This is a genomic window from Citrobacter sp. Cf072 (assembly GCF_030334485.1).
GTDB classification, from domain to species: domain Bacteria; phylum Pseudomonadota; class Gammaproteobacteria; order Enterobacterales; family Enterobacteriaceae; genus Citrobacter; species Citrobacter freundii.
Genome location: NZ_JAOWDX010000044.1, coordinates 221,559 through 243,460 on the forward strand (window position 1 = coordinate 221,559; position 21,902 = coordinate 243,460).

Sequence of the window (21,902 nt, forward strand, 5' to 3'; positions counted from 1 at the left end):
AACCTTGTCACAAAGTCCCACTTACAAGGAGCAACAATGGCACTTCCGATCCTGTTTGATTGCGATCCAGGTCATGACGACGCTATCGCAATTGTACTCGCCCTCGCCTCACCTGAACTGGATGTGAAAGCGATAACCTCGTCAGCCGGGAATCAGACTCCCGACAAAACGCTGCGTAACGTATTGCGCATGCTAACGTTGCTCAAGCGTACAGATATTCCCGTCGCCGGTGGCGCTGTGAAACCACTGATGCGCGATCTGATTATCGCCGATAACGTCCATGGCGAGAGTGGGCTGGATGGTCCGGCGCTGCCGGAACCCACTTTTGCGCCACAAGACTGTACCGCTGTGGAACTGATGGCGAAAACCCTGCGTGAAAGCCCGGAACCGATGACGATTGTCTCCACCGGCCCGCAAACTAACGTGGCATTGCTACTGAATAGCCATCCTGAGCTGCACGCCAAAATCGACCGTATCGTGATTATGGGTGGTGCAATGGGCCTCGGAAACTGGACACCCGCCGCCGAGTTCAACATCTTTGTGGATCCCGAAGCTGCGGAGATCGTATTCCAGTCGGGTATTCCGGTGGTGATGGCTGGTCTGGACGTGACGCATAAAGCGCAAATACATCGTGAAGATACCGAACGGTTCCGCGCTATTGGCAATCCTGTTTCAACGATCGTTGCTGAACTACTCGATTTCTTCTTTGAATATCACAAAGACGAAAAATGGGGATTCATCGGCGCACCGCTGCATGACCCATGTACCATTGCCTGGCTGCTGAAACCTGAACTGTTTACCACCGTTGAACGCTGGGTTGGCGTGGAAACTCAGGGTAAATATACCCAGGGAATGACCGTGGTGGACTACTACTTCCTGAGCGGCAATAAGCCAAACGCCACCGTGATGGTGGATGTTGATCGCCAGGGGTTTGTCGATTTGCTGGCAGAACGGCTGAAGTTTTACGCCTAATACACGCCGGATGCCGCTAACGCTTATCCGGCCTACAAAATCGTGCAATTTGCAGGCCGGAGAAGACGCTTTGCGTCGCCATCCGGCAATAAGCAATTACGGTTCAAACGGTCGGCGCTGAAACTGATCGTGTCCGCATTTCGGACACAGCGGCAGCACATCCGGGGTGTAAACCGCTAAATGGAAGTGGCACTTCTCGCAGACCAGATTACCTAATCCGACCACCTCGCCGCTGTGATAAACACCGTGATGACTGAGGTCCTGGAACACTTCGCGCCATTCGAGCTGCGTTTTATCGGTAATATCGGCCAGTTCCTGCCAGATACTCTCCTTGATAACCCGCATAAAGACGCTGTCTGTCTCCTCATCGAGACTTTCTTCATAGCTCAGAGCAAACTCTTCCAGGTCACGTCTGACGGCCCGAGTGAGCTCTTCCACCTCGGTTCGCGTTAACTCCCCGGTCTGCATAACTCGTTGACGCGCCTGCTCCACCAACGCATCGATATCGCGTTCGCCATTACGCAGACGTTCGCTCAGTGAAGCTACCAGTTCACGGTAATATTGAGCAACCTTGTTCATCGCTTCGCCTCCTGGGTCGTTAACTGTCTATAATAATAGACGTTATTTACGCTACGCTTTGCAAGACTGTCCACAGAGTGTGTAAATTCGTGCAAGAATTATCCTTGCGGGAATTCAACGCTGAATGCGCGAAAGGCTGTTTTGGCGCGGGCGTTTGGGCTATGCTATGCGGATCTGAAACACCACATCTAGAGCTACGTTTGTAGCTGTATTGAAAACAGGACCACTGGCTGCCATGCAAGAGCAATACCGCCCGGAAGAGATAGAATCCAAAGTACAGCTTCACTGGGATGAGAAGCGCACATTTGAAGTTACCGAAGACGAGAGCAAAGAGAAGTATTACTGCCTGTCTATGCTTCCCTATCCTTCTGGTCGACTACACATGGGCCACGTACGTAACTACACCATCGGTGACGTGATCGCCCGCTACCAGCGCATGCTGGGCAAAAACGTACTGCAGCCAATTGGCTGGGATGCGTTCGGTCTGCCAGCAGAAGGTGCTGCGGTTAAAAACAACACCGCGCCGGCACCGTGGACGTACGACAACATCGCATACATGAAAAACCAGCTCAAAATGCTGGGTTTCGGTTACGACTGGAGCCGTGAGCTGGCGACCTGCACCCCGGAATATTACCGTTGGGAACAGAAATTCTTCACCGAGCTGTACAAAAAAGGCCTGGTGTACAAGAAAACGTCTGCTGTCAACTGGTGCCCGAATGACCAGACCGTACTGGCGAACGAACAGGTTATCGACGGATGCTGCTGGCGTTGTGATACCAAAGTCGAGCGTAAAGAGATCCCGCAGTGGTTCATCAAAATCACCGCTTACGCTGACGAACTGCTGCGTGACCTGGATAACCTGGATCACTGGCCTGACACCGTGAAAACGATGCAGCGCAACTGGATTGGCCGTTCTGAAGGCGTAGAAATCACCTTCGATGTGAACGATTACGACAACACGCTGACCGTTTACACAACCCGTCCGGACACCTTTATGGGTGCGACCTATCTGGCCGTTGCCGCAGGTCACCCGCTGGCGCAGAAAGCCGCTGCAAATAACCCGGAACTGGCCGCCTTCATTGACGAATGCCGCAACACCAAGGTTGCTGAAGCCGAAATGGCAACCATGGAGAAGAAAGGCGTCGACACGGGCTTTAAAGCCGTTCACCCGCTGACTGGCGAAGAGATCCCGGTTTGGGCAGCAAACTTCGTCCTGATGGAATACGGTACGGGCGCAGTCATGGCCGTTCCGGGCCACGATCAACGCGATTACGAGTTTGCGACTAAATATGGCCTGACCATCAAGCCAGTAATTCTGACCGCTGAAGGCGCAGAGCCGGATCTGTCCGAACAAGCTCTGACCGAAAAAGGGGTACTGTTTAACTCCGGTGAGTTTGACGGCCTCGACTTCGAAGCAGCCTTCAATGCCATTGCTGACAAGCTGGTGGCTCTTGGCGTGGGTGAGCGTAAAGTAAACTACCGTCTGCGTGACTGGGGTGTTTCCCGTCAGCGTTACTGGGGCGCGCCGATTCCGATGGTGACATTGGAAGACGGTACCGTACTGCCGACGCCAGAAGACCAGTTGCCGGTTATTCTGCCGGAAGACGTGGTTATGGATGGTATTACCAGCCCAATCAAAGCCGATCCGGAGTGGGCAAAAACCACCGTTAACGGCATGCCTGCACTGCGCGAAACCGACACTTTCGATACTTTTATGGAATCCTCCTGGTACTACGCGCGCTACACCTGCCCGCAGTACAACGAAGGGATGCTGGATCCAGAAGCTGCAAACTACTGGCTGCCGGTTGATATCTACATTGGTGGTATTGAACACGCCATCATGCACCTGCTCTACTTCCGCTTCTTCCACAAGCTGATGCGCGATGCGGGTATGGTCAACTCTGACGAACCGGCTAAACAGCTGCTGTGCCAGGGTATGGTGCTGGCCGATGCGTTCTATTACGTTGGTGCAAACGGTGAGCGTAACTGGGTTTCTCCGGTTGATGCCATCGTTGAGCGCGACGAGAAAGGTCGTATCGTCAAAGCTCAGGACGCAGAAGGCCATGAACTGGTGTATACCGGCATGAGCAAAATGTCCAAGTCGAAAAATAACGGTATCGACCCGCAGGTTATGGTTGAACGTTACGGCGCCGACACCGTACGTCTGTTCATGATGTTCGCTTCTCCGGCTGATATGACGCTGGAATGGCAAGAATCCGGCGTTGAAGGGGCGAACCGCTTCCTGAAACGTGTCTGGAAGCTGGTTTACGAACATACCTCCAAAGGTGATGTAGCTGAACTGAACGTTGATGTGTTGAGCGAAGACCAAAAAGCGTTGCGTCGCGACGTGCATAAAACCATTGCTAAAGTGACCGATGATATTGGTCGTCGTCAGACCTTTAACACCGCAATTGCGGCGATTATGGAGCTGATGAACAAGCTGGCGAAAGCACCGCAGGAAGACGAGCAGGACCGCGCCCTGATGCAGGAAGCGCTGCTGGCCGTTGTACGCATGCTCAACCCGTTCACCCCACACGTTTGCTTCACGATGTGGCAGGCGCTGAAAGGCGAAGGCGATATCGACAATGCGCCGTGGCCGGTAGCTGACGAAGCAGCAATGGTTGAAGACTCGACGTTGGTTGTTGTTCAGGTGAACGGTAAAGTCCGTGGCAAAATTACCGTTCCGGTAAATGCCACTGAAGAGCAGGTTCGTGAACGTGCTGGCCAGGAGCATCTGGTGGCAAAATATCTTGATGGCGTTACCGTACGTAAAGTGATTTATGTACCGGGTAAACTCCTCAATCTGGTCGTTGGCTAAGCGCGGGAGGAAGCGTGCGACTTCTGACAACATTGTTGTTATCTCTGGCGGTGCTTGTCACCGCCGGGTGTGGCTGGCATCTGCGTAGTACTACGCAGGTTCCACCCTCAATGAAAACCATGATCCTGAACTCTGGCGATCCGAACGGCCCGTTAAGCCGTGCGGTCCGTAACCAGCTGCGTCTGAACGGTGTGACGCTGCTTGAAGACGGTACAATGCGTAAAGACGTAACATCCTTACGTCTTGGCGCGGTCAGCATTTCGCAGGATACGGCGTCGGTATTCCAGAACGGTCAAACGGCTGAATACCAGATGGTGATGTCCGTTAGCGCTACTGTGCTGATTCCAGGTCATGATATATACCCAATCAGCGCCAAAGTTTATCGTTCGTTCTTTGACAACCCACAGGCTGCACTGGCGAAGGATAACGAGCAGGACATGATCATCAAAGAGATGTATGACAAAGCTGCTGAACAGTTAATTCGTAAGCTGCCAAGCGTACATCTGGCTGATACTCTGTCATCCAATGCTGATGATGATGCTAAGCCAGCTGCGACAAAAGCCGCAGAGCCTGCGTCATCTCCGGCGCGTGTCTCCACCACGCTGGGTAACTGATGCTCAAGTTGTACCCTGAACAACTCCGCGCACAGCTCAATGAAGGGCTGCGCGCGGCGTATTTGCTCTTAGGTAACGATCCCCTCTTATTGCAGGAAAGCCAGGATGCCATCCGTCAGGCTGCTGCCCCACAAGGGTTCGAAGAACACCACGCCTTCACTCTGGACAACAGCACCGACTGGGGAGAGATTTTTTCACTCTGCCAGGCGATGAGCCTGTTTGCCAACCGTCAAACCCTGCTCCTGCAACTGCCTGAAAATGGCCCCAATGCCGCCATTAACGAACAGCTTGCTTCACTCGTCACACTGCTACATAACGACCTGCTGCTGATTGTTCGTGGTAACAAGCTGACTAAAGCGCAGGAAAACGCCGCATGGTATACCGGACTTGCCAATAATGCGGTGCAGGTCAGCTGCCAGACGCCGGAGCAAGCACAGCTCCCGCGTTGGGTCGCCGCGAGGGCTAAACTCAATAACCTGCAACTGGATGACGCAGCCAATCAGCTGTTGTGCTATTGCTATGAAGGTAACCTGTTAGCACTGGCGCAAGCGCTGGAACGGTTAGCATTGCTTTGGCCTGATGGCAAACTAACGCTGCCTCGCGTAGAGAAAGCCGTTAACGATGCAGCGCACTTTACCCCGTTCCACTGGGTGGATGCGTTGCTGATGGGCAAAAGCAAACGCGCGCTGCACATTCTGCAACAGCTACGTCTGGAAGGCAGTGAGCCGGTTATTTTGCTGCGTACGATACAGCGTGAATTGCTGTTGCTGGTCAACCTAAAACGGCAGTCGGCGAATACCCCCTTGCGCACGTTGTTTGATAAACACCGGGTGTGGCAAAATCGCCGGGGCATGATGGGTGATGCGCTAAACCGGCTGAACCCGGCACAGTTGCGTCAGGCGGTAACGCTGTTAACGCGTACGGAAATTACGCTTAAACAAGACTATGGTCAGTCAGTGTGGGCGGAACTTGAGGGACTGTCCCTTTTGCTCTGCCATAAATCACTGGCCGATGTTTTTATTGATGGTTGATATGAAATCATTGCAGGCTATGTTCGGCGGCACCTTTGATCCGGTGCATTATGGTCATCTTAAACCGGTTGAAATTCTGGCGAATCTGATTGGTCTTTCCCGGGTCATCATCATGCCCAATAACGTGCCGCCGCATCGCGCGCAGCCTGAAGCGTCCGGTGAGCAACGTAAGCGCATGGTTGAACTGGCCATTGCTGATAAACCGCTGTTTTCCCTGGATGAACGCGAACTGAAACGCGACACGGCCTCCTACACCGCGCAAACGCTAAAAGAGTGGCGCGAGGAACAAGGCCCGAACGTGCCGTTAGCGTTTATCATTGGTCAGGATTCGCTGCTGACCTTCCCTTCCTGGCACGACTACCACACGATTCTGGATAATACCCATCTCATCGTGTGCCGACGTCCAGGTTATCCTCTCGAAATGACGCAGGAAAAGCACCAGCAATGGCTGGAGGATCACCTGACTCATTCGCCGGATGACCTGCACAACCTGCCTTGCGGAAAAATCTACCTGGCCGAAACGCCGTGGTTCAACATCTCCGCCACGCTCATTCGCGAGCGCCTGGAAAAAGGCGAGCCGTGCGACGACCTGATGCCAGGCGCAGTGCTTGACTATATCAATCAGCAGGGGTTGTATCGCTAAGCGTGTTGTTTAATGCCGCCAGCAGGCGGTCATTTTCTTCCTGACTGCGAACAGCAACTCGGTAATAACGCGCGTCCAACCCAGGGTAATTGGCACAACTGCGAATCAAGACATGCTGTTCCAGCAACATCCGTTGCAAATCAATATCCGCGCGATCGCAGCGTAATAAACGATAATTTGCCTGGCCGGGATACACCGTCAGGCCAGGCAGGTTTTGTAGCTGTTGCTCAAACCGCGCACCCTCTTGTTCCAGCCATTTCCACGTCGCCTGCTGATAAGCGCTGTCGCGTAAAATAATCTCGCCGGCCAGAGCAGCAAACGCATTAATTGACCACGGCATTTGTCGGCTGCGCATATGTACAACGGCCTGCTCGTTACTGTTGACCAGATACCCCAGACGCAGCCCCGGTATCGCATAGAACTTGGTGAGCGAGCGCAGCACCCAAATATGCGGGTTATCCCGAAGTAGCGGAATAAACCCCGGCTCCCCGGCAATAAAATCGATAAACGCTTCATCAAGGATCAGATTGATCCCAAGCCGCTCACAACGTGAGGCAATCTCACGTAGCAGGCGGTTATCCGGTAGTAACCCGGTGGGGTTGTTGGGCGTGCAGAGAAACAGGCAGTCCAGCTCTGAGGTTAACGCATCGAGGATCGCATCGGTAAGCTGCCAGCCATCGCCTTCGCGCAGCGCAAACTCATGGATCGTACAGTCTCTCCATTGCAGCGCCCGACGATATTCAGCAAACCCAGGCGTCACGATCATCGCGTGGCGTGGCTTCAGGCCATCTACCAGGGTAAAAATAGACTCGGTCTCACCGTTTCCGGCCAGGATCCACGAGGCCGGAATCTGATGATGCTCCGCCAGCGCTGCATGCAGTTGCGCGTAATCGACATCCGGGTAACGCTCCGCGCAGTCCATATTGTCGATAATTGCGCGTTTTAAACCTGCTGGCATACCCAGCGGATTAATATTCGCGCTAAAATCCAGCAATTGCTCAGGCGAGACGCCCAACAGTTCGGCGGCTTCTCGGGTATTACCACCATGCGCGCTCTTCAATAAAGACATCGTGCCGCTCCACGTAAAAAAAGGTATTTTAGTGAAAAATCTCTGCGCAATCAGGGCAAACATCATGTTTTGTGCGAATAACCCCGAGAGGAAAAAATGAGACTCTGGTTGGTACGTCATGGCGAAACCGAAGCCAACGTCGCGGGTTTATATAGCGGCCACGCTCCCACACCACTAACAGAACGGGGAATAGCTCAGGCGCAAACGCTGAGTACGCTGTTACGCAATGTGCCTGTCGACAACGTTCTGTGCAGCGAGCTGGAGCGCGCCCGCCATACAACGCAGTTGATCTTAGCCGATCGCGAGATTCCTGTGCGTAACATGCCTGAGCTCAATGAGATGTTTTTTGGCGACTGGGAAATGCGCCACCATCGAGATCTGGCGCGCGAAGACGCCGAAAACTACGCCGTGTGGTGTAACGACTGGCAGAACGCGACGCCCACTAATGGCGAAGGTTTTCAGGCATTTTCCCTGCGCGTGGAACGCTTCATTGCTCAACTCGATGATTACAAAATGTGCCAAAACCTGCTGGTGGTGAGTCATCAGGGTGTACTGAGCGTGTTGATCGCCCGTTTGTTGTCCATGCCGGCAGCAGCAATGTGGCATTTTCGCGTCGAACAAGGTTGCTGGAGCGCGATTGATTTTTGCGACGATTTTGCGGTTCTGAAAGTACTTAACAGCCGGGCTGTATGGTACGACGGAGAGTGAAAGCACTGTTTTTTCTGCCGAAGGGCTTCTCTCCCATTGACACCCCATGACAGGCTGTTATTCTCCGCAACCTGACTTTTCCCGCCCTTCAGAGCTTTGCAGAAATTGTTTTACAAAAATGGCGATGCATTCTGCGGCGTGGGGTGGGATGATAGCGCACTTCACAAGCGCTTTCGGAGACATTTGTCCCGATATCGCCTCTGGTTCAGGTATACTAACAGACGTTTTTAACTATTTTCACCCAGGGGGAACACTTGCAGGGTAAAGCACTTCAGGATTTTGTAATCGACAAAATTGATGACCTGAAAGGTCAAGACATCATCGCCTTAGACGTTCAGGGCAAATCCAGCATCACTGATTGCATGATTATCTGTACTGGCACGTCCAGCCGTCATGTAATGTCTATCGCAGACCACGTTGTTCAGGAGTCCCGCACTGCTGGTCTGCTGCCGCTCGGCGTAGAAGGCGAGAACGTCGCAGACTGGATCGTCGTTGACCTCGGCGATGTGATTGTCCACGTGATGCAGGAAGAAAGCCGTCGCCTGTATGAACTGGAAAAACTCTGGAGTTAATGCGTGAAGCTGCAACTTGTCGCTGTGGGTACGAAAATGCCTGACTGGGTGCAAACCGGTTTTACGGAGTATCTCCGTCGGTTTCCGAAAGATATGCCCTTTGAGCTGATCGAAATCCCGGCAGGAAAACGCGGCAAGAACGCGGATATTAAACGCATTCTCGACAAAGAGGGTGAACAGATGCTGGCTGCCGCAGGCAAAAACCGCATCGTCACCCTTGATATCCCTGGCAAACCCTGGGACACGCCGCAGCTGGCGACCGAACTGGAACGCTGGAAACTGGACGGTCGTGACGTCAGTTTGTTGATTGGTGGGCCGGAAGGTCTTTCTCCTGCCTGTAAAGCAGCAGCGGAACAAAGCTGGTCACTCTCAGCGTTAACCCTTCCTCACCCTCTTGTTCGGGTTCTGGTTGCGGAGAGTCTGTACAGGGCGTGGAGCATTACCACCAACCATCCTTATCACCGTGAGTGATCATTGATTCTTGAGTAGATTAAGCAGCGGATGAAACTACAGAATTCTTTTCGCGACTATTCGGCTGAGTCTGCGCTGTTTGTGCGCCGGGCGCTGGTCGCTTTTTTGGGGATTTTGCTGCTCACCGGCGTGCTGATCGCCAACCTTTATAATCTGCAAATCGTTCGCTTTACTGATTATCAGACTCGCTCGAACGAAAACCGCATCAAACTGGTGCCTATCGCCCCCAGTCGCGGCATCATTTATGACCGTAACGGAATTCCGCTCGCCCTTAACCGCACCATTTATCAGATAGAAATGATGCCAGAAAAGGTCGACAACGTTCAGGATACCCTCGACGCGCTGCGTAACGTCGTAGACCTGACGGACGATGACATTGCCGCCTTTAAAAAAGAGCGCGCCCGTTCACACCGTTTCACATCCATTCCGGTAAAAACTAACCTGAGTGAAGTTCAGGTCGCACGCTTTGCCGTTAATCAATATCGCTTTCCTGGCGTCGAAGTTAAAGGTTATAAACGCCGCTACTACCCCTACGGCTCTGCGCTGACCCATGTCATTGGCTACGTATCAAAAATCAACGATAAAGACGTAGACCGCCTGGACAAAGACGGCAAACTGGCTAACTACGCGGCGACGCACGACATCGGCAAGCTGGGTATTGAACGTTATTACGAAGATGTACTTCACGGCCAGACCGGTTATGAAGAGGTTGAAGTGAACAACCGCGGCCGCGTCATTCGCCAGCTGAAAGAAGTGGCGCCGCAGGCCGGGCACGATATCTATCTCACCCTCGATTTGAAACTCCAGCAGTACATTGAAACGCTGCTGGCGGGCAGTCGAGCCGCCGTGGTGGTTACCGACCCGCGTACCGGCGGCGTTCTCGCGCTGGTGTCCATGCCGAGCTACGACCCGAACCTGTTTGTCGATGGTATCTCCAGTAAAGATTACTCCGGGTTGCTCAATGACCCGAACACCCCATTGGTTAACCGCGCCACGCAGGGTGTTTACCCTCCTGCTTCGACAGTTAAACCTTACGTCGCGGTTTCTGCATTAAGTGCAGGTGTCATCACCCGCAATACTGGTCTGTTCGATCCAGGTTGGTGGCAATTACCGGGCTCTGAAAAACGTTACCGTGACTGGAAAAAATGGGGGCACGGCCATCTGAACATCACCCGTTCTCTGGAAGAGTCGGCGGATACGTTTTTCTATCAAATCGCCTATGATATGGGGATAGACCGACTTTCAGAGTGGATGAGCAAATTCGGCTACGGCAAATATACGGGTATCGATCTCGCTGAAGAACGCTCCGGCAATATGCCTACCCGCGAGTGGAAGCAAAAACGGTTTAAAAAGCCATGGTACCAGGGTGATACCATTCCGGTCGGCATCGGTCAGGGTTACTGGACTGCAACCCCAATCCAGATGAGTAAAGCGCTGATGATCCTTATCAACGACGGTTTGATAAAAGTTCCGCATCTGTTGATGAGCACGGCAGAAAATGGCAAGCAGGTTCCGTGGGTACAGCCGCACGAACCGCCCGTTGGTGATATTCATTCTGGATACTGGGAAATCGCGAAAGACGGCATGTACGGTGTAGCAAACCGCCCTAACGGTACTGCGCACAAGTATTTCGCTAGCGCACCTTACAAAATTGCGGCGAAATCCGGTACTGCCCAGGTCTTTGGCCTGAAAGCCAATGAAACCTATAACGCGCACAAGATCGCCGAGCGCTTACGTGACCACAAGCTGATGACGGCCTTCGCACCCTATGATAAGCCCCAGGTTGCTGTCGCCATAATCCTTGAAAACGGTGGCGCGGGCCCGGCTGTGGGTACCATTATGCGCCAGATCCTTGACCACATTATGTTGGGCGACAACAACACCAATCTGCCTGCAGAAAACCCCGCGGTTGCAGCAGCGGAGGACCAATAATCGTGACGGATAATCCGAACAAAAAAACATTCTGGGACAAAATCCACATCGATCCCACGATGTTGCTTATTTTGCTGGCGCTGCTGGTTTACAGCTCGCTGGTCATCTGGAGTGCCAGCGGCCAGGATATCGGCATGATGGAGCGCAAGGTCGGCCAGATCGCAATGGGCCTGGTCATCATGGTGGTGATGGCGCAAATCCCGCCCCGGGTTTATGAAGGCTGGGCACCCTATCTCTATATTTTCTGCATAATCCTGTTGGTGGCGGTAGATGCCTTCGGCGCGATATCCAAAGGGGCACAGCGCTGGCTGGATTTGGGTATTGTGCGTTTTCAGCCTTCCGAAATTGCCAAGATTGCCGTGCCGCTGATGGTCGCACGCTTCATCAACCGTGATGTTTGCCCGCCATCGCTAAAAAATACCGCCATTGCACTGGTGCTGATATTTATGCCCACCCTGCTGGTGGCCGCTCAGCCTGACCTCGGTACCTCAATACTGGTCGCCCTTTCCGGTCTGTTTGTTCTGTTCCTTTCTGGTTTAAGCTGGCGTTTAATCGGTGTTGCGGTGGTTCTGGTTGCGGCGTTTATCCCGATACTGTGGTTCTTCCTGATGCATGATTACCAGCGTCAGCGCGTCATGATGTTGCTCGATCCGGAAACCGATCCACTGGGTGCGGGTTATCATATTATTCAGTCTAAAATTGCTATTGGCTCCGGCGGTCTACGCGGCAAGGGCTGGCTGCACGGTACACAGTCGCAGCTTGAGTTTTTACCCGAACGTCACACGGACTTTATCTTCGCGGTATTAGCAGAAGAGCTGGGTCTGGTAGGGATCTTAATTCTGCTTGCGCTGTACATTTTGCTGATTATGCGCGGATTATGGATCGCTGCCCACGCGCAAACCACCTTTGGTCGCGTCATGGCAGGTGGTTTAATGTTGATATTATTCGTTTATGTCTTCGTAAATATTGGTATGGTGAGCGGTATTCTGCCCGTGGTTGGCGTTCCTCTCCCACTGGTCAGTTACGGAGGCTCGGCACTTATCGTGCTGATGGCCGGGTTCGGGATTGTTATGTCGATCCACACCCATAGAAAAATGTTGTCGAAAAGCGTGTAAGGGGTACGCAATGCGTAAGCAGTGGCTTGGTATCTGCATCGCAGCAGGAATGCTCGCGGCGTGTTCGAGTGATGATGGTCAGCAACAGGGTGCTGTCGCGCCGCAGCCTGCGGTGTGCAATGGTCCGATTGTTGAAATCAGCGGGGCCGATCCGCGCTTTGAACCCCTGAACCCAACGGCGAATCAGGACTATCAACGTGATGGTAAGAGCTACAAAATCGTCCAGGATCCTTCCCGCTTTAGCCAGGCAGGACTTGCCGCTATCTATGATGCGGAACCCGGAAGCAACTTAACCGCGTCTGGTGAAGCGTTCGACCCGATGCAACTGACCGCAGCGCATCCCACGCTGCCAGTCCCAAGCTATGCCAGAGTAACTAACCTGGCAAACGGCAGGATGATTGTCGTGCGCATAAACGATCGCGGCCCTTATGGCAACGATCGCGTGATTTCACTTTCACGTGCAGCAGCAGACCGGCTGAATACCTCCAACAACACCAAAGTGCGTATCGACCCGATCATCGTCGCCCAGGATGGTTCATTGTCCGGTCCGGGTATGGCGTGTACGACAGTCGCAAAGCAAACCTATGCCCTGCCCGCGCGTCCTGATTTAAGCGGTGGCGGTAATATGGGAAGTATGCCTTCGCCATCGGATGCGGGTCAGCCGCAAGGCGATATTCGTCCGATCAGCAATTCCACGCTGAAAAGCGATGATCCAACCGGTGCGCCAGTGAACAGCGGTGGATTCCTCGGTGCACCAACCACCCTCGCCGCAGGCGTGCTGGAAGGTAGCGAGCCGACTCCGGCTCCGCAACCGACCATCACCGCACCGGCAACACCAACCGCACCAGCAGCAACACCAGCCGCCGTCGCGGCACCTGCTCCAGCGGCAGTAGCCAACGGACGTTACGTGGTTCAGGTTGGCGCAGTCAGCGAGCAGTCGCGTGCGCAGCAGTATCAAAAACGTTTAAGCCAGCAGTTTGGCGTTCCAGGTCGGGTGATACAAAATGGCGCAGTCTGGCGTATCCAGATGGGGCCGTTCGCCAGCAAAGCTGAAGCCTCCACATTGCAGCAGCGTCTTCAATCCGAGGCGCAATTACAGTCCTTCATCACCGGCGTGTAATAACGTAAATCAGGTATCTGAACTGTCAGTTTCTGTAAATGACATTAACAAAGTCACGCGGAAAGTCAGATGCCTGCCCGTTTTGCATTTGCTATAGTAGGGCACTTTTTTAAATTTCATCACGGACGTCGTAGTTCAGACCATGAAGACCACTTTTTCCGCTCGTTTCGTGCAGCGTATGGCGCTCACCGCGGCTCTCTGCGCAGCTTCTCTCTCTGCTGCCCATGCCGATGACCTGAATATTAAAACCATGATCCCGGGTGTTCCGCAGATCGATGCGGAGTCATATATCCTGATTGATTACAATTCAGGCAAAGTTCTGGCAGAACAGAATGCGGACACTCGCCGCGACCCCGCCAGTCTGACCAAAATGATGACCAGCTACGTCATCGGCCAGGCGATGAAAGCCGGCAAGTTCAAAGAAACCGATCTGGTCACTGTCGGCAATGACGCCTGGGCTACAGGTAACCCGGTGTTTAAAGGTTCATCGTTGATGTTCCTGAAACCTGGAATGCAGGTTCCTGTTTCCCAGCTAATCCGTGGTATCAACCTACAATCCGGGAATGACGCGTGTGTGGCAATGGCGGACTTCGCAGCCGGTAGCCAGGATGCTTTCGTCGGTCTGATGAACAGCTATGTGAACGCGCTGGGCCTGAAAAACACCCACTTCCAGACCGTTCATGGTCTCGATGCTGACGGTCAGTACAGCTCGGCTCGCGACATGGCGATGATTGGCCAGGCGCTGATTCGTGACGTGCCTAACGAATACTCTATCTATAAAGAAAAAGAGTTCACCTTTAACGGTATTCGTCAGTTAAACCGTAACGGCCTGCTGTGGGATAACAGCCTGAATGTCGACGGTATCAAAACCGGTCATACCGACAAAGCTGGCTATAACCTCGTTGCATCCGCAACCGAAGGTCAGATGCGCCTGATCTCTGCCGTCATGGGTGGCCGCACCTATAAAGGTCGTGAAACCGAAAGTAAAAAACTGCTGACCTGGGGCTTCCGTTTCTTTGAAACCGTGAATCCACTGAAAGTCGGTAAAGAGTTTGCTTCAGAACCGGCCTGGTTTGGTAACACCGATCGCGCATCGTTAGGCGTAGATAAAGATGTCTACCTGACTATTCCGCGCGGCCGCATGAAAGATCTGAAAGCAAGCTATGTGCTGAACACCACAGAACTGCATGCACCGCTGCAGAAAAACCAGGTTGTTGGCACCATCAACTTCCAGTTGGATGGCAAAACCATCGAACAGCGCCCGCTGGTAGTCCTGCAGGAAATCCCTGAAGGCAACTTCTTTGGGAAAATCATTGATTACATTAAATTAATGTTCCATCACTGGTTTGGCTAAAAATCGAACACTTGAAAGTGTGATTTACGTCCCCATATACTAGGTATCCAGATAACTCCCACACGCTGTGGGAGTTATTATTTATTGATGTAACGCCGGAGCTGACATGAAAACCAAACTTAACGAACTGCTTGAATTCCCTACTCCATTTACTTACAAAGTAATGGGGCAGGCGTTGCCTGAGCTGGTTGATCAGGTGGTTGAAGTGGTACAGCGCCATGCGCCAGGTGATTACTCTCCGACGGTAAAACCGAGCAGCAAAGGCAACTACCACTCGGTCTCAATCACTATTACTGCTACACACATTGAGCAGGTTGAAACGCTGTACGAAGAATTAGGTAATATCGATATCGTACGCATGGTACTGTAAAAACCTGTTGGTTACCCGCTGCATCCCCGCTCGGGTAACCCCTCTCTCCTGTGATATACTTTTCCCCCTCTTTTATATTCTCTACTCTATGTGAGTATCTACGGAGATGCCGTTTTGTATCAGGATAAAATTCTGGTCCGCCAGCTCGGTCTTCAACCTTACGAGCCAGTTTCTCTGGCCATGCACGAATTCACCGATACCCGCGATGAAAACAGTTATGACGAAATCTGGCTGGTAGAGCATTATCCTGTTTTTACCCAGGGTCAGGCAGGTAAAGCAGAGCACGTACTGATGCCGGGCGATATTCCGGTGATCCAGAGCGATCGTGGCGGCCAGGTGACCTACCACGGGCCGGGCCAGCAGGTCATGTATGTGCTGTTGAACCTGAAGCGTCGCAAACTTGGCGTTCGTGAACTGGTTACGCTGCTGGAACAAACCGTCGTCAACACACTTGCGGAAATCGGCATTGATGCCCACCCGCGAGCCGATGCGCCTGGCGTATACGTCGGGGAGAAGAAAATCTGCTCTTTGGGATTACGTATTCGTAGAGGATGTTCGTTTCACGGCTTAGCGCTCAACGTGGATATGGATTTATCGCCTTTCCTGCGTATCAATCCTTGTGGTTACGCCGGAATGGAGATGGCGAAAGTATCGCAGTGGGATAGCGCAGCCACGACCGAGAGCGTTCGCCCACGCCTGCTGGCCAACATATTAGCGCTGTTGGGTAACCCACCGCACGAGTACGTTGCAAACTGAAAATACGGTCATACTTTGCCACGGCAAATGTTGTGGCAAATGGCACAAAACAACAACTATTTTACATTTTGCCAGCCTGTCAGGCTGCTTTCTGGCCCGTTTCAATGATATACTGCGTATCACTAATTCAAAAATAGTTGATAAATGCAACATTCCCTTGAATTGAAACGCTTTCCTTCGTAATTCGCAACTGGAACACGCAAGCTATGAGTAAACCCATTGTGATGGAACGCGGTGTTAAATACCGCGATGCCGATAAGATGGCTCTTATCCCGGTAAAAAATGTGGCAACAGAGCGTGAAGCCCTGCTGCGTAAACCAGAATGGATGAAAATAAAACTGCCAGCGGACTCCACTCGCATCCAGGGCATCAAAGCGGCAATGCGCAAAAATGGCCTGCACTCTGTCTGCGAAGAAGCTTCCTGCCCTAACCTGGCTGAATGTTTCAATCACGGAACCGCAACCTTTATGATCCTCGGCGCAATCTGTACCCGCCGTTGCCCATTCTGTGACGTTGCCCATGGCCGTCCGGTTGCTCCGGATGCTAACGAGCCGTTAAAACTTGCTCAGACGATTGCTGACATGGCGCTGCGCTATGTCGTCATTACCTCCGTTGACCGCGACGATCTGCGTGACGGCGGCGCTCAGCACTTTGCTGACTGTATCACCGCTATTCGTGAGAAAAGCCCGTCGATTAAAATCGAAACGCTGGTGCCTGACTTCCGTGGTCGTATGGATCGCGCGTTGGATATCCTCACCGCCACGCCGCCAGACGTGTTTAACCACAACCTCGAAAACGTACCGCGTATTTATCGCAATGTACGTCCGGGGGCAGACTACAACTGGTCACTGAAGCTTCTGGAACGTTTCAAGGAAGCGCACCCGGAGATTCCGACTAAATCAGGTCTGATGGTTGGTTTGGGCGAAACCAATGCAGAAATCATTGAGGTCATGCGTGACCTGCGCAGTCATGGCGTGACCATGCTGACGCTGGGGCAGTATTTACAGCCAAGCCGTCACCACCTGCCGGTTCAACGCTATGTAAGCCCGGATGAGTTCGATGAGATGAAAGCCGAAGCTATGGCCATGGGCTTTACCCATGCAGCCTGCGGTCCATTCGTTCGCTCTTCATACCATGCAGACATGCAGGCCAAAGGGCTGGAAGTGAAGTAATCGTGTAATACTCACTTACATATCAGCAATAAAAAAACCGGCAAATTGCCGGTTTTTTTCATGCAGAGTATGCAGTATGAGCATCATGCTCCTGACATTACTCTTTATGAGAAAGCTTCTCAGCCTGAACGCTACCATCAGCATCTTTCTTAGCATCGGCATTATCGTCGTTCATTGCTTTCTTGAAGCCCTTGATTGCCGTTCCCAGGTCTCCACCCAGTGTACGTAACTTCTTGGTACCAAACAGCAGAACAACCAGTGCGGCAACCACCAGCAGTTTGGTAATACTAATCTCACCCATAGATACCTTCTTCACTTAAACCAGGCTGCATAAAGCGCCATATTAACCTGAGAATATTAACGGCCTTTCGACGCGCGCACACAATAGCAATCTGTAACAAGGTGAATCAAGCCTTGTTTAAAAAAACGTCATAATAATTGCGGTGGCGCAAAACGTCGGTTACTTAACACCGGAAGTTGTGCTCTGACCTGCCTTACCCGCTCTGCAGAAACCTCAACCATAATTAGTGCAGGCGTTTCCGCCGCAGCAGCAATGGTCACACCAAAAGGGTCGATGACCCGGCTTTGGCCGATATTCTTATTACCGCACTCTCCCGCCGCAATCAGGTAACACGTTGCATCTAACGCTCTTGCAGCCAAAAGCGTAGACCAGTGATGCTCTTTAAGCGATCCCCGTACCCAGGCTGCGGGTAATACGAGAATTTCCGCTCCCTGCAATGCGTGCGCCAGCGCCAGCTCAGGGAAGCGCAGATCATAACAGGTCATTAACCCTACTTTTAACCCGCCTACGTCCAGCAGCGGCGCTATGGCGTCCCCTGCATCCACATTTCGTGACTCCTGAATCGAAAAGGCGTCGTAGAGATGTAATTTAGCGTAATGGGCAACTACCTGACCTGCCCGTAGCGCCACCAGCATGTTAAACGCCCGTCCAGGCACAGAGGGAACATGAATCGTCAGGATTGTCGTCATCTCGTTTTGCGCGCTTTCTCGCAGCAAGCGCGTCAAAAACCCGCCTTCCAGCAATTGAGCTGATTTCACTGACAGGTCAGGGTCCAGATCGTCACGGGCCAGAAGCGCTTCCGGTAATACCAGTAACGATGCCCCCTCTCCCGCAGCCTGAGACATCAGTAAAACGCAGGTTTCTGCATTTTTTTCCCATGAAGGTCCCACGGCAAATTGCCCTGCTGCAACGAACATATTCCCTCCAGAAAACGTTGTTAGGCTCGCCAACCACGATTATTCAGCGTTACACTCATCCTATATACAATCAAATAGCAGGATTACGCAGTGTTACAACTCCTTTTAGCGGTTTTTATCGGTGGTGGTACAGGTAGTGTAGCAAGATGGATGTTGAGCATGAGGTTTAACCCGCTACATCAGGCCATTCCATTCGGTACGCTGGCTGCAAACTTACTTGGCGCATTTATCATTGGTATGGGTCTGGCATGGTTTAATCGCATGACAAACATTGATCCAATGTGGAAGGTACTGATTACAACTGGCTTTTGCGGGGGACTAACAACATTTTCCACTTTCTCGGCTGAGGTGGTGTTTTTGCTACAGGAAGGACGATTTGGTTGGGCTATGGTGAATGTGCTGGTGAATCTGCTGGGATCATTTGCGATGACCGCCCTGGCATTCTGGCTGGTTTCGGCCTCTCCCGCACACTGAGGCGAAAAAAACCCGCAATTAAGCGGGTTTTGAATGCTTGCTGTCGTATGCTTACAGAGCGATTACGTTTGCAGCAGAAGGGCCTTTGGCACCGTTAGTGATTTCGAACTCTACACGCTGACCTTCAGCCAGAGTTTTAAAACCATTGGTCTGGATTGCAGAGAAGTGTACGAACACGTCTTTGCTGCCATCTTCCGGAGTAATGAAACCGAATCCTTTGGACTCATTAAACCACTTAACGTTACCTTTAATCTTAGACATCAAAATTACCTTTACATGAAAAATAGACACAAATGCTGTGTCGGGTATCAGTACAACAATTGTGGTGCACTTTGTCCAGTCGAACTTTATCAAAAAGTGATAAATGTCGCGTTATTTTTCAGTTAACGCTGATATCACACTGTTTTAAAAAGACTTTTTAATAATCCATCTGACAATACAGGTAGTCCATCAAAACTGGAAACGCATCCACGCAAAGTAGACGTTACCGTTGTTGTACGTTCCCGGAATGTAGGTCATCTGGAACGTTGCCGGACCATACCCTATCGATGCCAGCGGTAACAGCACGGGTACCGGAATGTAGTTCCAGTTATCACGCGCGGTAAAACCGGCGGTAAAACCGAGACCTGTATGGAAATTTTCATCGGCCAGCGGTCGCCAGGTTTTTTCCCAGCCATAACCACCAATGGGTTCCCATTTATTGTAGGAATCCTTAAAGGCCATTATATAAAGTCCGTGCCAGTTACCTTTATCATCCCAACGGGATTGACCAAATCCTGCCCCCCACGGGCGTTCATTGTAGCGATCCGTTTTTTCTTTATCGTAGGCAAAGCGTGCATGCCAGGTAATAGCCGGTATATACAAATCATAATGTTCCGGCTGCTGCCAGGTTTCACTGACGTTGTCTTTAAAAGTAGCGAACCAGCCTTTATCTTCAGCAGCGCCCTGGGGAATGAAAGCTAACTGAATAAAAAGAAATGAAAAAATGAGAAAATATCGTTTAGCGACAATCACAACTTAATTACCATCCTGGGATTTATTATTAATTGTAGCAAACCCAACCTTAATGTTAGCTTAACAAAAATGCGCAGCTAAAAAATCAGAATATTCCTCAGCATGTAATTTTTAAGATAATTAGCCCTTAATTTATTGAGCCATCTCATAGGAACTATTTTCTCTTTATTGCCAATAAATTGTTCTTTCCTCCGGGAAAAGTTAAATAATATTACAATAAATTAACAATTAAGAATCAACATCACCACAAAACACACACACCGTCGCTGCACTTCACAGTTTTTTATTGTGAGATTCTTTTTTTAACCACGATGCAGAAAAAACGGCTAAGCCATCGCTTGAATCCGTATTTTTATTGATTTTAATCAGCAAGAGTTATCGGTTTATTAGGCACATTCTGTCACCACTTTTTACTTTTTTTAGTTTTTTTACTTTCTGGGCAGCAATGCGACAGGGGAAACGATGTTGACATTTATTGAACTCCTTATTGGAGTTGTGGTTATTGTGGGTGTAGCGCGCTACATCATTAAAGGTTATTCCGCGACAGGCGTACTGTTTGTTGGCGGTCTGGTTTTGCTGATTATCAGTGCGCTGATGGGGCATAAAGTGTTGCCATCCAGCGCGGCATCGACGGGCTATACGGCAACAGACATTGTTGAATATATTAAAATTTTGCTGATGAGCCGTGGTGGCGATCTCGGCATGATGATCATGATGCTGTGTGGTTTTGCCGCCTATATGACCCATATTGGCGCGAACGATATGGTCGTTAAGCTGGCCTCCAAGCCCCTGCAATACATCAACTCTCCTTACCTGCTAATGATTGCCGCCTATTTTGTCGCCTGCCTGATGTCACTGGCGGTTTCTTCAGCAACCGGTCTGGGCGTTTTGCTGATGGCAACACTGTTCCCGGTCATGGTTAACGTTGGAATCAGCCGTGGCGCTGCAGCGGCTATTTGTGCCTCCCCTGCTGCAATTATTCTTTCACCAACATCCGGTGATGTGGTGCTGGCGGCAAAAGCTGCGGAAATGCCGCTGATCGATTTCGCCTTTAAAACCACGCTGCCAATTTCCATTGCCGCCATCATTGCTATGGCGATTGCCCACTTTTTCTGGCAGCGTTTTCTGGATAAAAAAGAGAACATTTCTCATGAAATGTTAGATGTGGCTGAAATCACCACGACTGCCCCGTCATTTTACGCCATTCTGCCGTTTACCCCGATCGTTGGCGTCCTGATTTTTGATGGTAAATGGGGCCCGCAGCTGCACATCATTACGATTCTGGTTCTGTGCATGCTCATCGCGGCTATTCTGGAGTTCGTACGTGGGTTCAACACCCAAAAGGTTTTCTCTGGTCTGGAAGTCGCTTACCGTGGCATGGCGGATGCCTTTGCTAACGTGGTGATGTTGTTAGTCGCTGCGGGTGTTTTTGCCCAGGGTCTGAGCACAATCGGCTTTATTCAGAGTCTGATTTCTATCGCCACCTCGTTTGGTTCAGCGAGCATTATCTTGATGATGGTGCTGGTGATCCTGACTATGTTGGCGGCAATGACTACGGGTTCCGGTAACGCCCCGTTCTACGCCTTCGTTGAGATGATCCCTAAGCTGGCGCATTCTTCCGGCATTAACCCGGCTTACCTTGTTATCCCGATGCTGCAGGCGTCAAACCTTGGGCGCACCATCTCCCCGGTCTCCGGCGTGGTTGTCGCTGTAGCAGGTATGGCAAAGATTTCTCCGTTCGAAGTGGTGAAACGTACTTCGGTTCCGGTTCTGGTTGGACTGCTGGTGGTGATTATCGCAACTGAAGTGATGGTACCAGGTTCTTCTTCAGCCGTCGTTGGCGGCTGATACTCAGTGAAATTTAGGCCGGATTAGGCATCTACGCCGCATCCGGCATTTA

At 51.6% G+C, this 21,902-nt stretch carries 23 protein-coding genes; 17 read left to right on the forward strand and 6 right to left on the reverse strand.

Features of this window, described 5'->3' with window-relative positions:
• Positions 1-36 precede the first annotated feature (36 nt).
• Positions 37-972 carry a pyrimidine-specific ribonucleoside hydrolase RihA gene (rihA, locus tag OGX66_RS10160; RefSeq protein WP_003847389.1) on the forward strand — a complete coding sequence of 312 codons (936 nt, stop codon included), beginning with the start codon at positions 37-39 and terminating at the stop codon, positions 970-972.
• 96 nt (positions 973-1,068) lie between these two features.
• Here the strand turns inward: rihA and OGX66_RS10165 are convergent, their stop codons facing one another.
• Entirely contained in the window at positions 1,069-1,551 is a 483-nt protein-coding gene (locus OGX66_RS10165; RefSeq protein ID WP_003022748.1) for a zinc ribbon-containing protein, read from the reverse strand.
• A 235-nt stretch (positions 1,552-1,786) separates the two neighbouring features.
• Between OGX66_RS10165 and leuS the strand changes: the two genes are divergently transcribed.
• Genes leuS through nadD form a run of 4 tightly spaced genes read left to right on the forward strand, consistent with a single transcriptional unit; the run spans position 1,787 to position 6,657 of the window.
• Positions 1,787-4,369, forward strand: a complete 2,583-nt coding sequence (gene leuS, locus OGX66_RS10170; protein WP_048998184.1) for a leucine--tRNA ligase — start codon at positions 1,787-1,789, stop codon at positions 4,367-4,369.
• Positions 4,370-4,383: 14 nt separating this feature from the next.
• Positions 4,384-4,983: an LPS assembly lipoprotein LptE gene (gene lptE, locus OGX66_RS10175; RefSeq protein ID WP_048233265.1), complete on the forward strand. Its 600-nt coding sequence runs from the start codon at positions 4,384-4,386 to the stop codon at positions 4,981-4,983.
• Positions 4,983-6,014, forward strand: a complete 1,032-nt coding sequence (holA, locus tag OGX66_RS10180) for a DNA polymerase III subunit delta (RefSeq protein ID WP_057101290.1) — start codon at positions 4,983-4,985, stop codon at positions 6,012-6,014. The genes lptE and holA overlap by 1 nt, the downstream gene beginning before the upstream one ends.
• A gap of 1 nt (position 6,015) precedes the next feature.
• Complete coding sequence (gene nadD / locus OGX66_RS10185) at positions 6,016-6,657, forward strand: nicotinate-nucleotide adenylyltransferase (RefSeq protein ID WP_088732472.1); 642 nt, start codon at positions 6,016-6,018, stop codon at positions 6,655-6,657.
• Here nadD and cobD read toward each other — a convergent pair.
• The gene (cobD, locus tag OGX66_RS10190) at positions 6,632-7,726 is read right to left on the reverse strand and encodes a threonine-phosphate decarboxylase CobD (protein ID WP_061548856.1); all 1,095 of its coding nucleotides are present in this window, start codon (positions 7,724-7,726) and stop codon (positions 6,632-6,634) included. The genes nadD and cobD overlap by 26 nt on opposite strands.
• A gap of 96 nt (positions 7,727-7,822) precedes the next feature.
• Here cobD and OGX66_RS10195 point away from each other — a divergent pair, with 96 nt between their 5' ends.
• The 10 genes from OGX66_RS10195 to lipA all read left to right on the forward strand — a co-directional run bounded on the left by OGX66_RS10195 (position 7,823) and on the right by lipA (position 17,296).
• The gene (locus OGX66_RS10195; RefSeq protein ID WP_049002024.1) at positions 7,823-8,434 is read left to right on the forward strand and encodes an adenosylcobalamin/alpha-ribazole phosphatase; all 612 of its coding nucleotides are present in this window, start codon (positions 7,823-7,825) and stop codon (positions 8,432-8,434) included.
• A 254-nt stretch (positions 8,435-8,688) separates the two neighbouring features.
• A complete protein-coding gene (rsfS, locus tag OGX66_RS10200) occupies positions 8,689-9,006 on the forward strand; it encodes a ribosome silencing factor (protein ID WP_003022728.1) in 318 nt (105 codons plus the stop codon).
• A gap of 3 nt (positions 9,007-9,009) precedes the next feature.
• Positions 9,010-9,477: a 23S rRNA (pseudouridine(1915)-N(3))-methyltransferase RlmH gene (gene rlmH / locus OGX66_RS10205; protein WP_003022725.1), complete on the forward strand. Its 468-nt coding sequence runs from the start codon at positions 9,010-9,012 to the stop codon at positions 9,475-9,477.
• A 30-nt stretch (positions 9,478-9,507) separates the two neighbouring features.
• Complete coding sequence (mrdA, locus tag OGX66_RS10210; protein WP_003022722.1) at positions 9,508-11,409, forward strand: peptidoglycan DD-transpeptidase MrdA; 1,902 nt, start codon at positions 9,508-9,510, stop codon at positions 11,407-11,409.
• A 2-nt stretch (positions 11,410-11,411) separates the two neighbouring features.
• A complete protein-coding gene (gene mrdB / locus OGX66_RS10215) occupies positions 11,412-12,524 on the forward strand; it encodes a peptidoglycan glycosyltransferase MrdB (RefSeq protein WP_003022718.1) in 1,113 nt (370 codons plus the stop codon).
• Positions 12,525-12,534: 10 nt separating this feature from the next.
• A complete protein-coding gene (gene rlpA / locus OGX66_RS10220) occupies positions 12,535-13,644 on the forward strand; it encodes an endolytic peptidoglycan transglycosylase RlpA (protein WP_286511476.1) in 1,110 nt (369 codons plus the stop codon).
• Between the two features lie 142 nt (positions 13,645-13,786).
• Positions 13,787-14,998 carry a D-alanyl-D-alanine carboxypeptidase DacA gene (gene dacA, locus OGX66_RS10225; protein WP_003022711.1) on the forward strand — a complete coding sequence of 404 codons (1,212 nt, stop codon included), beginning with the start codon at positions 13,787-13,789 and terminating at the stop codon, positions 14,996-14,998.
• Between the two features lie 106 nt (positions 14,999-15,104).
• The gene (gene ybeD, locus OGX66_RS10230; RefSeq protein WP_003022706.1) at positions 15,105-15,368 is read left to right on the forward strand and encodes a DUF493 family protein YbeD; all 264 of its coding nucleotides are present in this window, start codon (positions 15,105-15,107) and stop codon (positions 15,366-15,368) included.
• A 114-nt stretch (positions 15,369-15,482) separates the two neighbouring features.
• The gene (gene lipB, locus OGX66_RS10235) at positions 15,483-16,124 is read left to right on the forward strand and encodes a lipoyl(octanoyl) transferase LipB (protein WP_057101285.1); all 642 of its coding nucleotides are present in this window, start codon (positions 15,483-15,485) and stop codon (positions 16,122-16,124) included.
• 206 nt (positions 16,125-16,330) lie between these two features.
• Entirely contained in the window at positions 16,331-17,296 is a 966-nt protein-coding gene (gene lipA / locus OGX66_RS10240) for a lipoyl synthase (protein WP_003022702.1), read from the forward strand.
• A 97-nt stretch (positions 17,297-17,393) separates the two neighbouring features.
• On the opposite strand, the gene tatE is transcribed toward lipA, so the two are convergent.
• The gene (gene tatE / locus OGX66_RS10245) at positions 17,394-17,597 is read right to left on the reverse strand and encodes a twin-arginine translocase subunit TatE (RefSeq protein ID WP_003022699.1); all 204 of its coding nucleotides are present in this window, start codon (positions 17,595-17,597) and stop codon (positions 17,394-17,396) included.
• A gap of 128 nt (positions 17,598-17,725) precedes the next feature.
• A complete protein-coding gene (locus OGX66_RS10250; protein ID WP_136345840.1) occupies positions 17,726-18,514 on the reverse strand; it encodes a deaminated glutathione amidase in 789 nt (262 codons plus the stop codon).
• A 90-nt stretch (positions 18,515-18,604) separates the two neighbouring features.
• Here OGX66_RS10250 and crcB point away from each other — a divergent pair, with 90 nt between their 5' ends.
• Positions 18,605-18,988 carry a fluoride efflux transporter CrcB gene (gene crcB / locus OGX66_RS10255; RefSeq protein WP_003831281.1) on the forward strand — a complete coding sequence of 128 codons (384 nt, stop codon included), beginning with the start codon at positions 18,605-18,607 and terminating at the stop codon, positions 18,986-18,988.
• Positions 18,989-19,039: 51 nt separating this feature from the next.
• On the opposite strand, the gene cspE is transcribed toward crcB, so the two are convergent.
• Both cspE and pagP read right to left on the reverse strand, forming a co-directional pair.
• Complete coding sequence (gene cspE / locus OGX66_RS10260) at positions 19,040-19,249, reverse strand: transcription antiterminator/RNA stability regulator CspE (protein WP_000034825.1); 210 nt, start codon at positions 19,247-19,249, stop codon at positions 19,040-19,042.
• A gap of 189 nt (positions 19,250-19,438) precedes the next feature.
• A complete protein-coding gene (pagP, locus tag OGX66_RS10265) occupies positions 19,439-20,002 on the reverse strand; it encodes a lipid IV(A) palmitoyltransferase PagP (protein ID WP_003835590.1) in 564 nt (187 codons plus the stop codon).
• A 462-nt stretch (positions 20,003-20,464) separates the two neighbouring features.
• On the opposite strand from pagP, the gene dcuC reads away from it, so the two are divergent.
• Positions 20,465-21,850, forward strand: a complete 1,386-nt coding sequence (gene dcuC, locus OGX66_RS10270; protein WP_003022136.1) for an anaerobic C4-dicarboxylate transporter DcuC — start codon at positions 20,465-20,467, stop codon at positions 21,848-21,850.
• Positions 21,851-21,902 lie beyond the last annotated feature (52 nt).

Excerpts from the sequence above, each read along its gene's own strand:
- rlpA (WP_286511476.1), top strand. The coding sequence starts at position 12,535 with ATGCGTAAGCAGTGGCTTGGTATCTGCATCGCAGCAGGAATGCTCGCG.
- cobD (WP_061548856.1), bottom strand. The coding sequence starts at position 7,726 with ATGTCTTTATTGAAGAGCGCGCATGGTGGTAATACCCGAGAAGCCGCC.
- OGX66_RS10250 (WP_136345840.1), bottom strand. The coding sequence starts at position 18,514 with ATGTTCGTTGCAGCAGGGCAATTTGCCGTGGGACCTTCATGGGAAAAA.
- cspE (WP_000034825.1), bottom strand. The coding sequence starts at position 19,249 with ATGTCTAAGATTAAAGGTAACGTTAAGTGGTTTAATGAGTCCAAAGGA.
- OGX66_RS10165 (WP_003022748.1), bottom strand. The coding sequence starts at position 1,551 with ATGAACAAGGTTGCTCAATATTACCGTGAACTGGTAGCTTCACTGAGC.
- leuS (WP_048998184.1), top strand. The coding sequence starts at position 1,787 with ATGCAAGAGCAATACCGCCCGGAAGAGATAGAATCCAAAGTACAGCTT.
- lipA (WP_003022702.1), top strand. The coding sequence starts at position 16,331 with ATGAGTAAACCCATTGTGATGGAACGCGGTGTTAAATACCGCGATGCC.
- nadD (WP_088732472.1), top strand. The coding sequence starts at position 6,016 with ATGAAATCATTGCAGGCTATGTTCGGCGGCACCTTTGATCCGGTGCAT.
- tatE (WP_003022699.1), bottom strand. The coding sequence starts at position 17,597 with ATGGGTGAGATTAGTATTACCAAACTGCTGGTGGTTGCCGCACTGGTT.
- holA (WP_057101290.1), top strand. The coding sequence starts at position 4,983 with ATGCTCAAGTTGTACCCTGAACAACTCCGCGCACAGCTCAATGAAGGG.
- dcuC (WP_003022136.1), top strand. The coding sequence starts at position 20,465 with ATGTTGACATTTATTGAACTCCTTATTGGAGTTGTGGTTATTGTGGGT.
- ybeD (WP_003022706.1), top strand. The coding sequence starts at position 15,105 with ATGAAAACCAAACTTAACGAACTGCTTGAATTCCCTACTCCATTTACT.
- mrdA (WP_003022722.1), top strand. The coding sequence starts at position 9,508 with ATGAAACTACAGAATTCTTTTCGCGACTATTCGGCTGAGTCTGCGCTG.
- OGX66_RS10195 (WP_049002024.1), top strand. The coding sequence starts at position 7,823 with ATGAGACTCTGGTTGGTACGTCATGGCGAAACCGAAGCCAACGTCGCG.
- rihA (WP_003847389.1), top strand. The coding sequence starts at position 37 with ATGGCACTTCCGATCCTGTTTGATTGCGATCCAGGTCATGACGACGCT.
- dacA (WP_003022711.1), top strand. The coding sequence starts at position 13,787 with ATGAAGACCACTTTTTCCGCTCGTTTCGTGCAGCGTATGGCGCTCACC.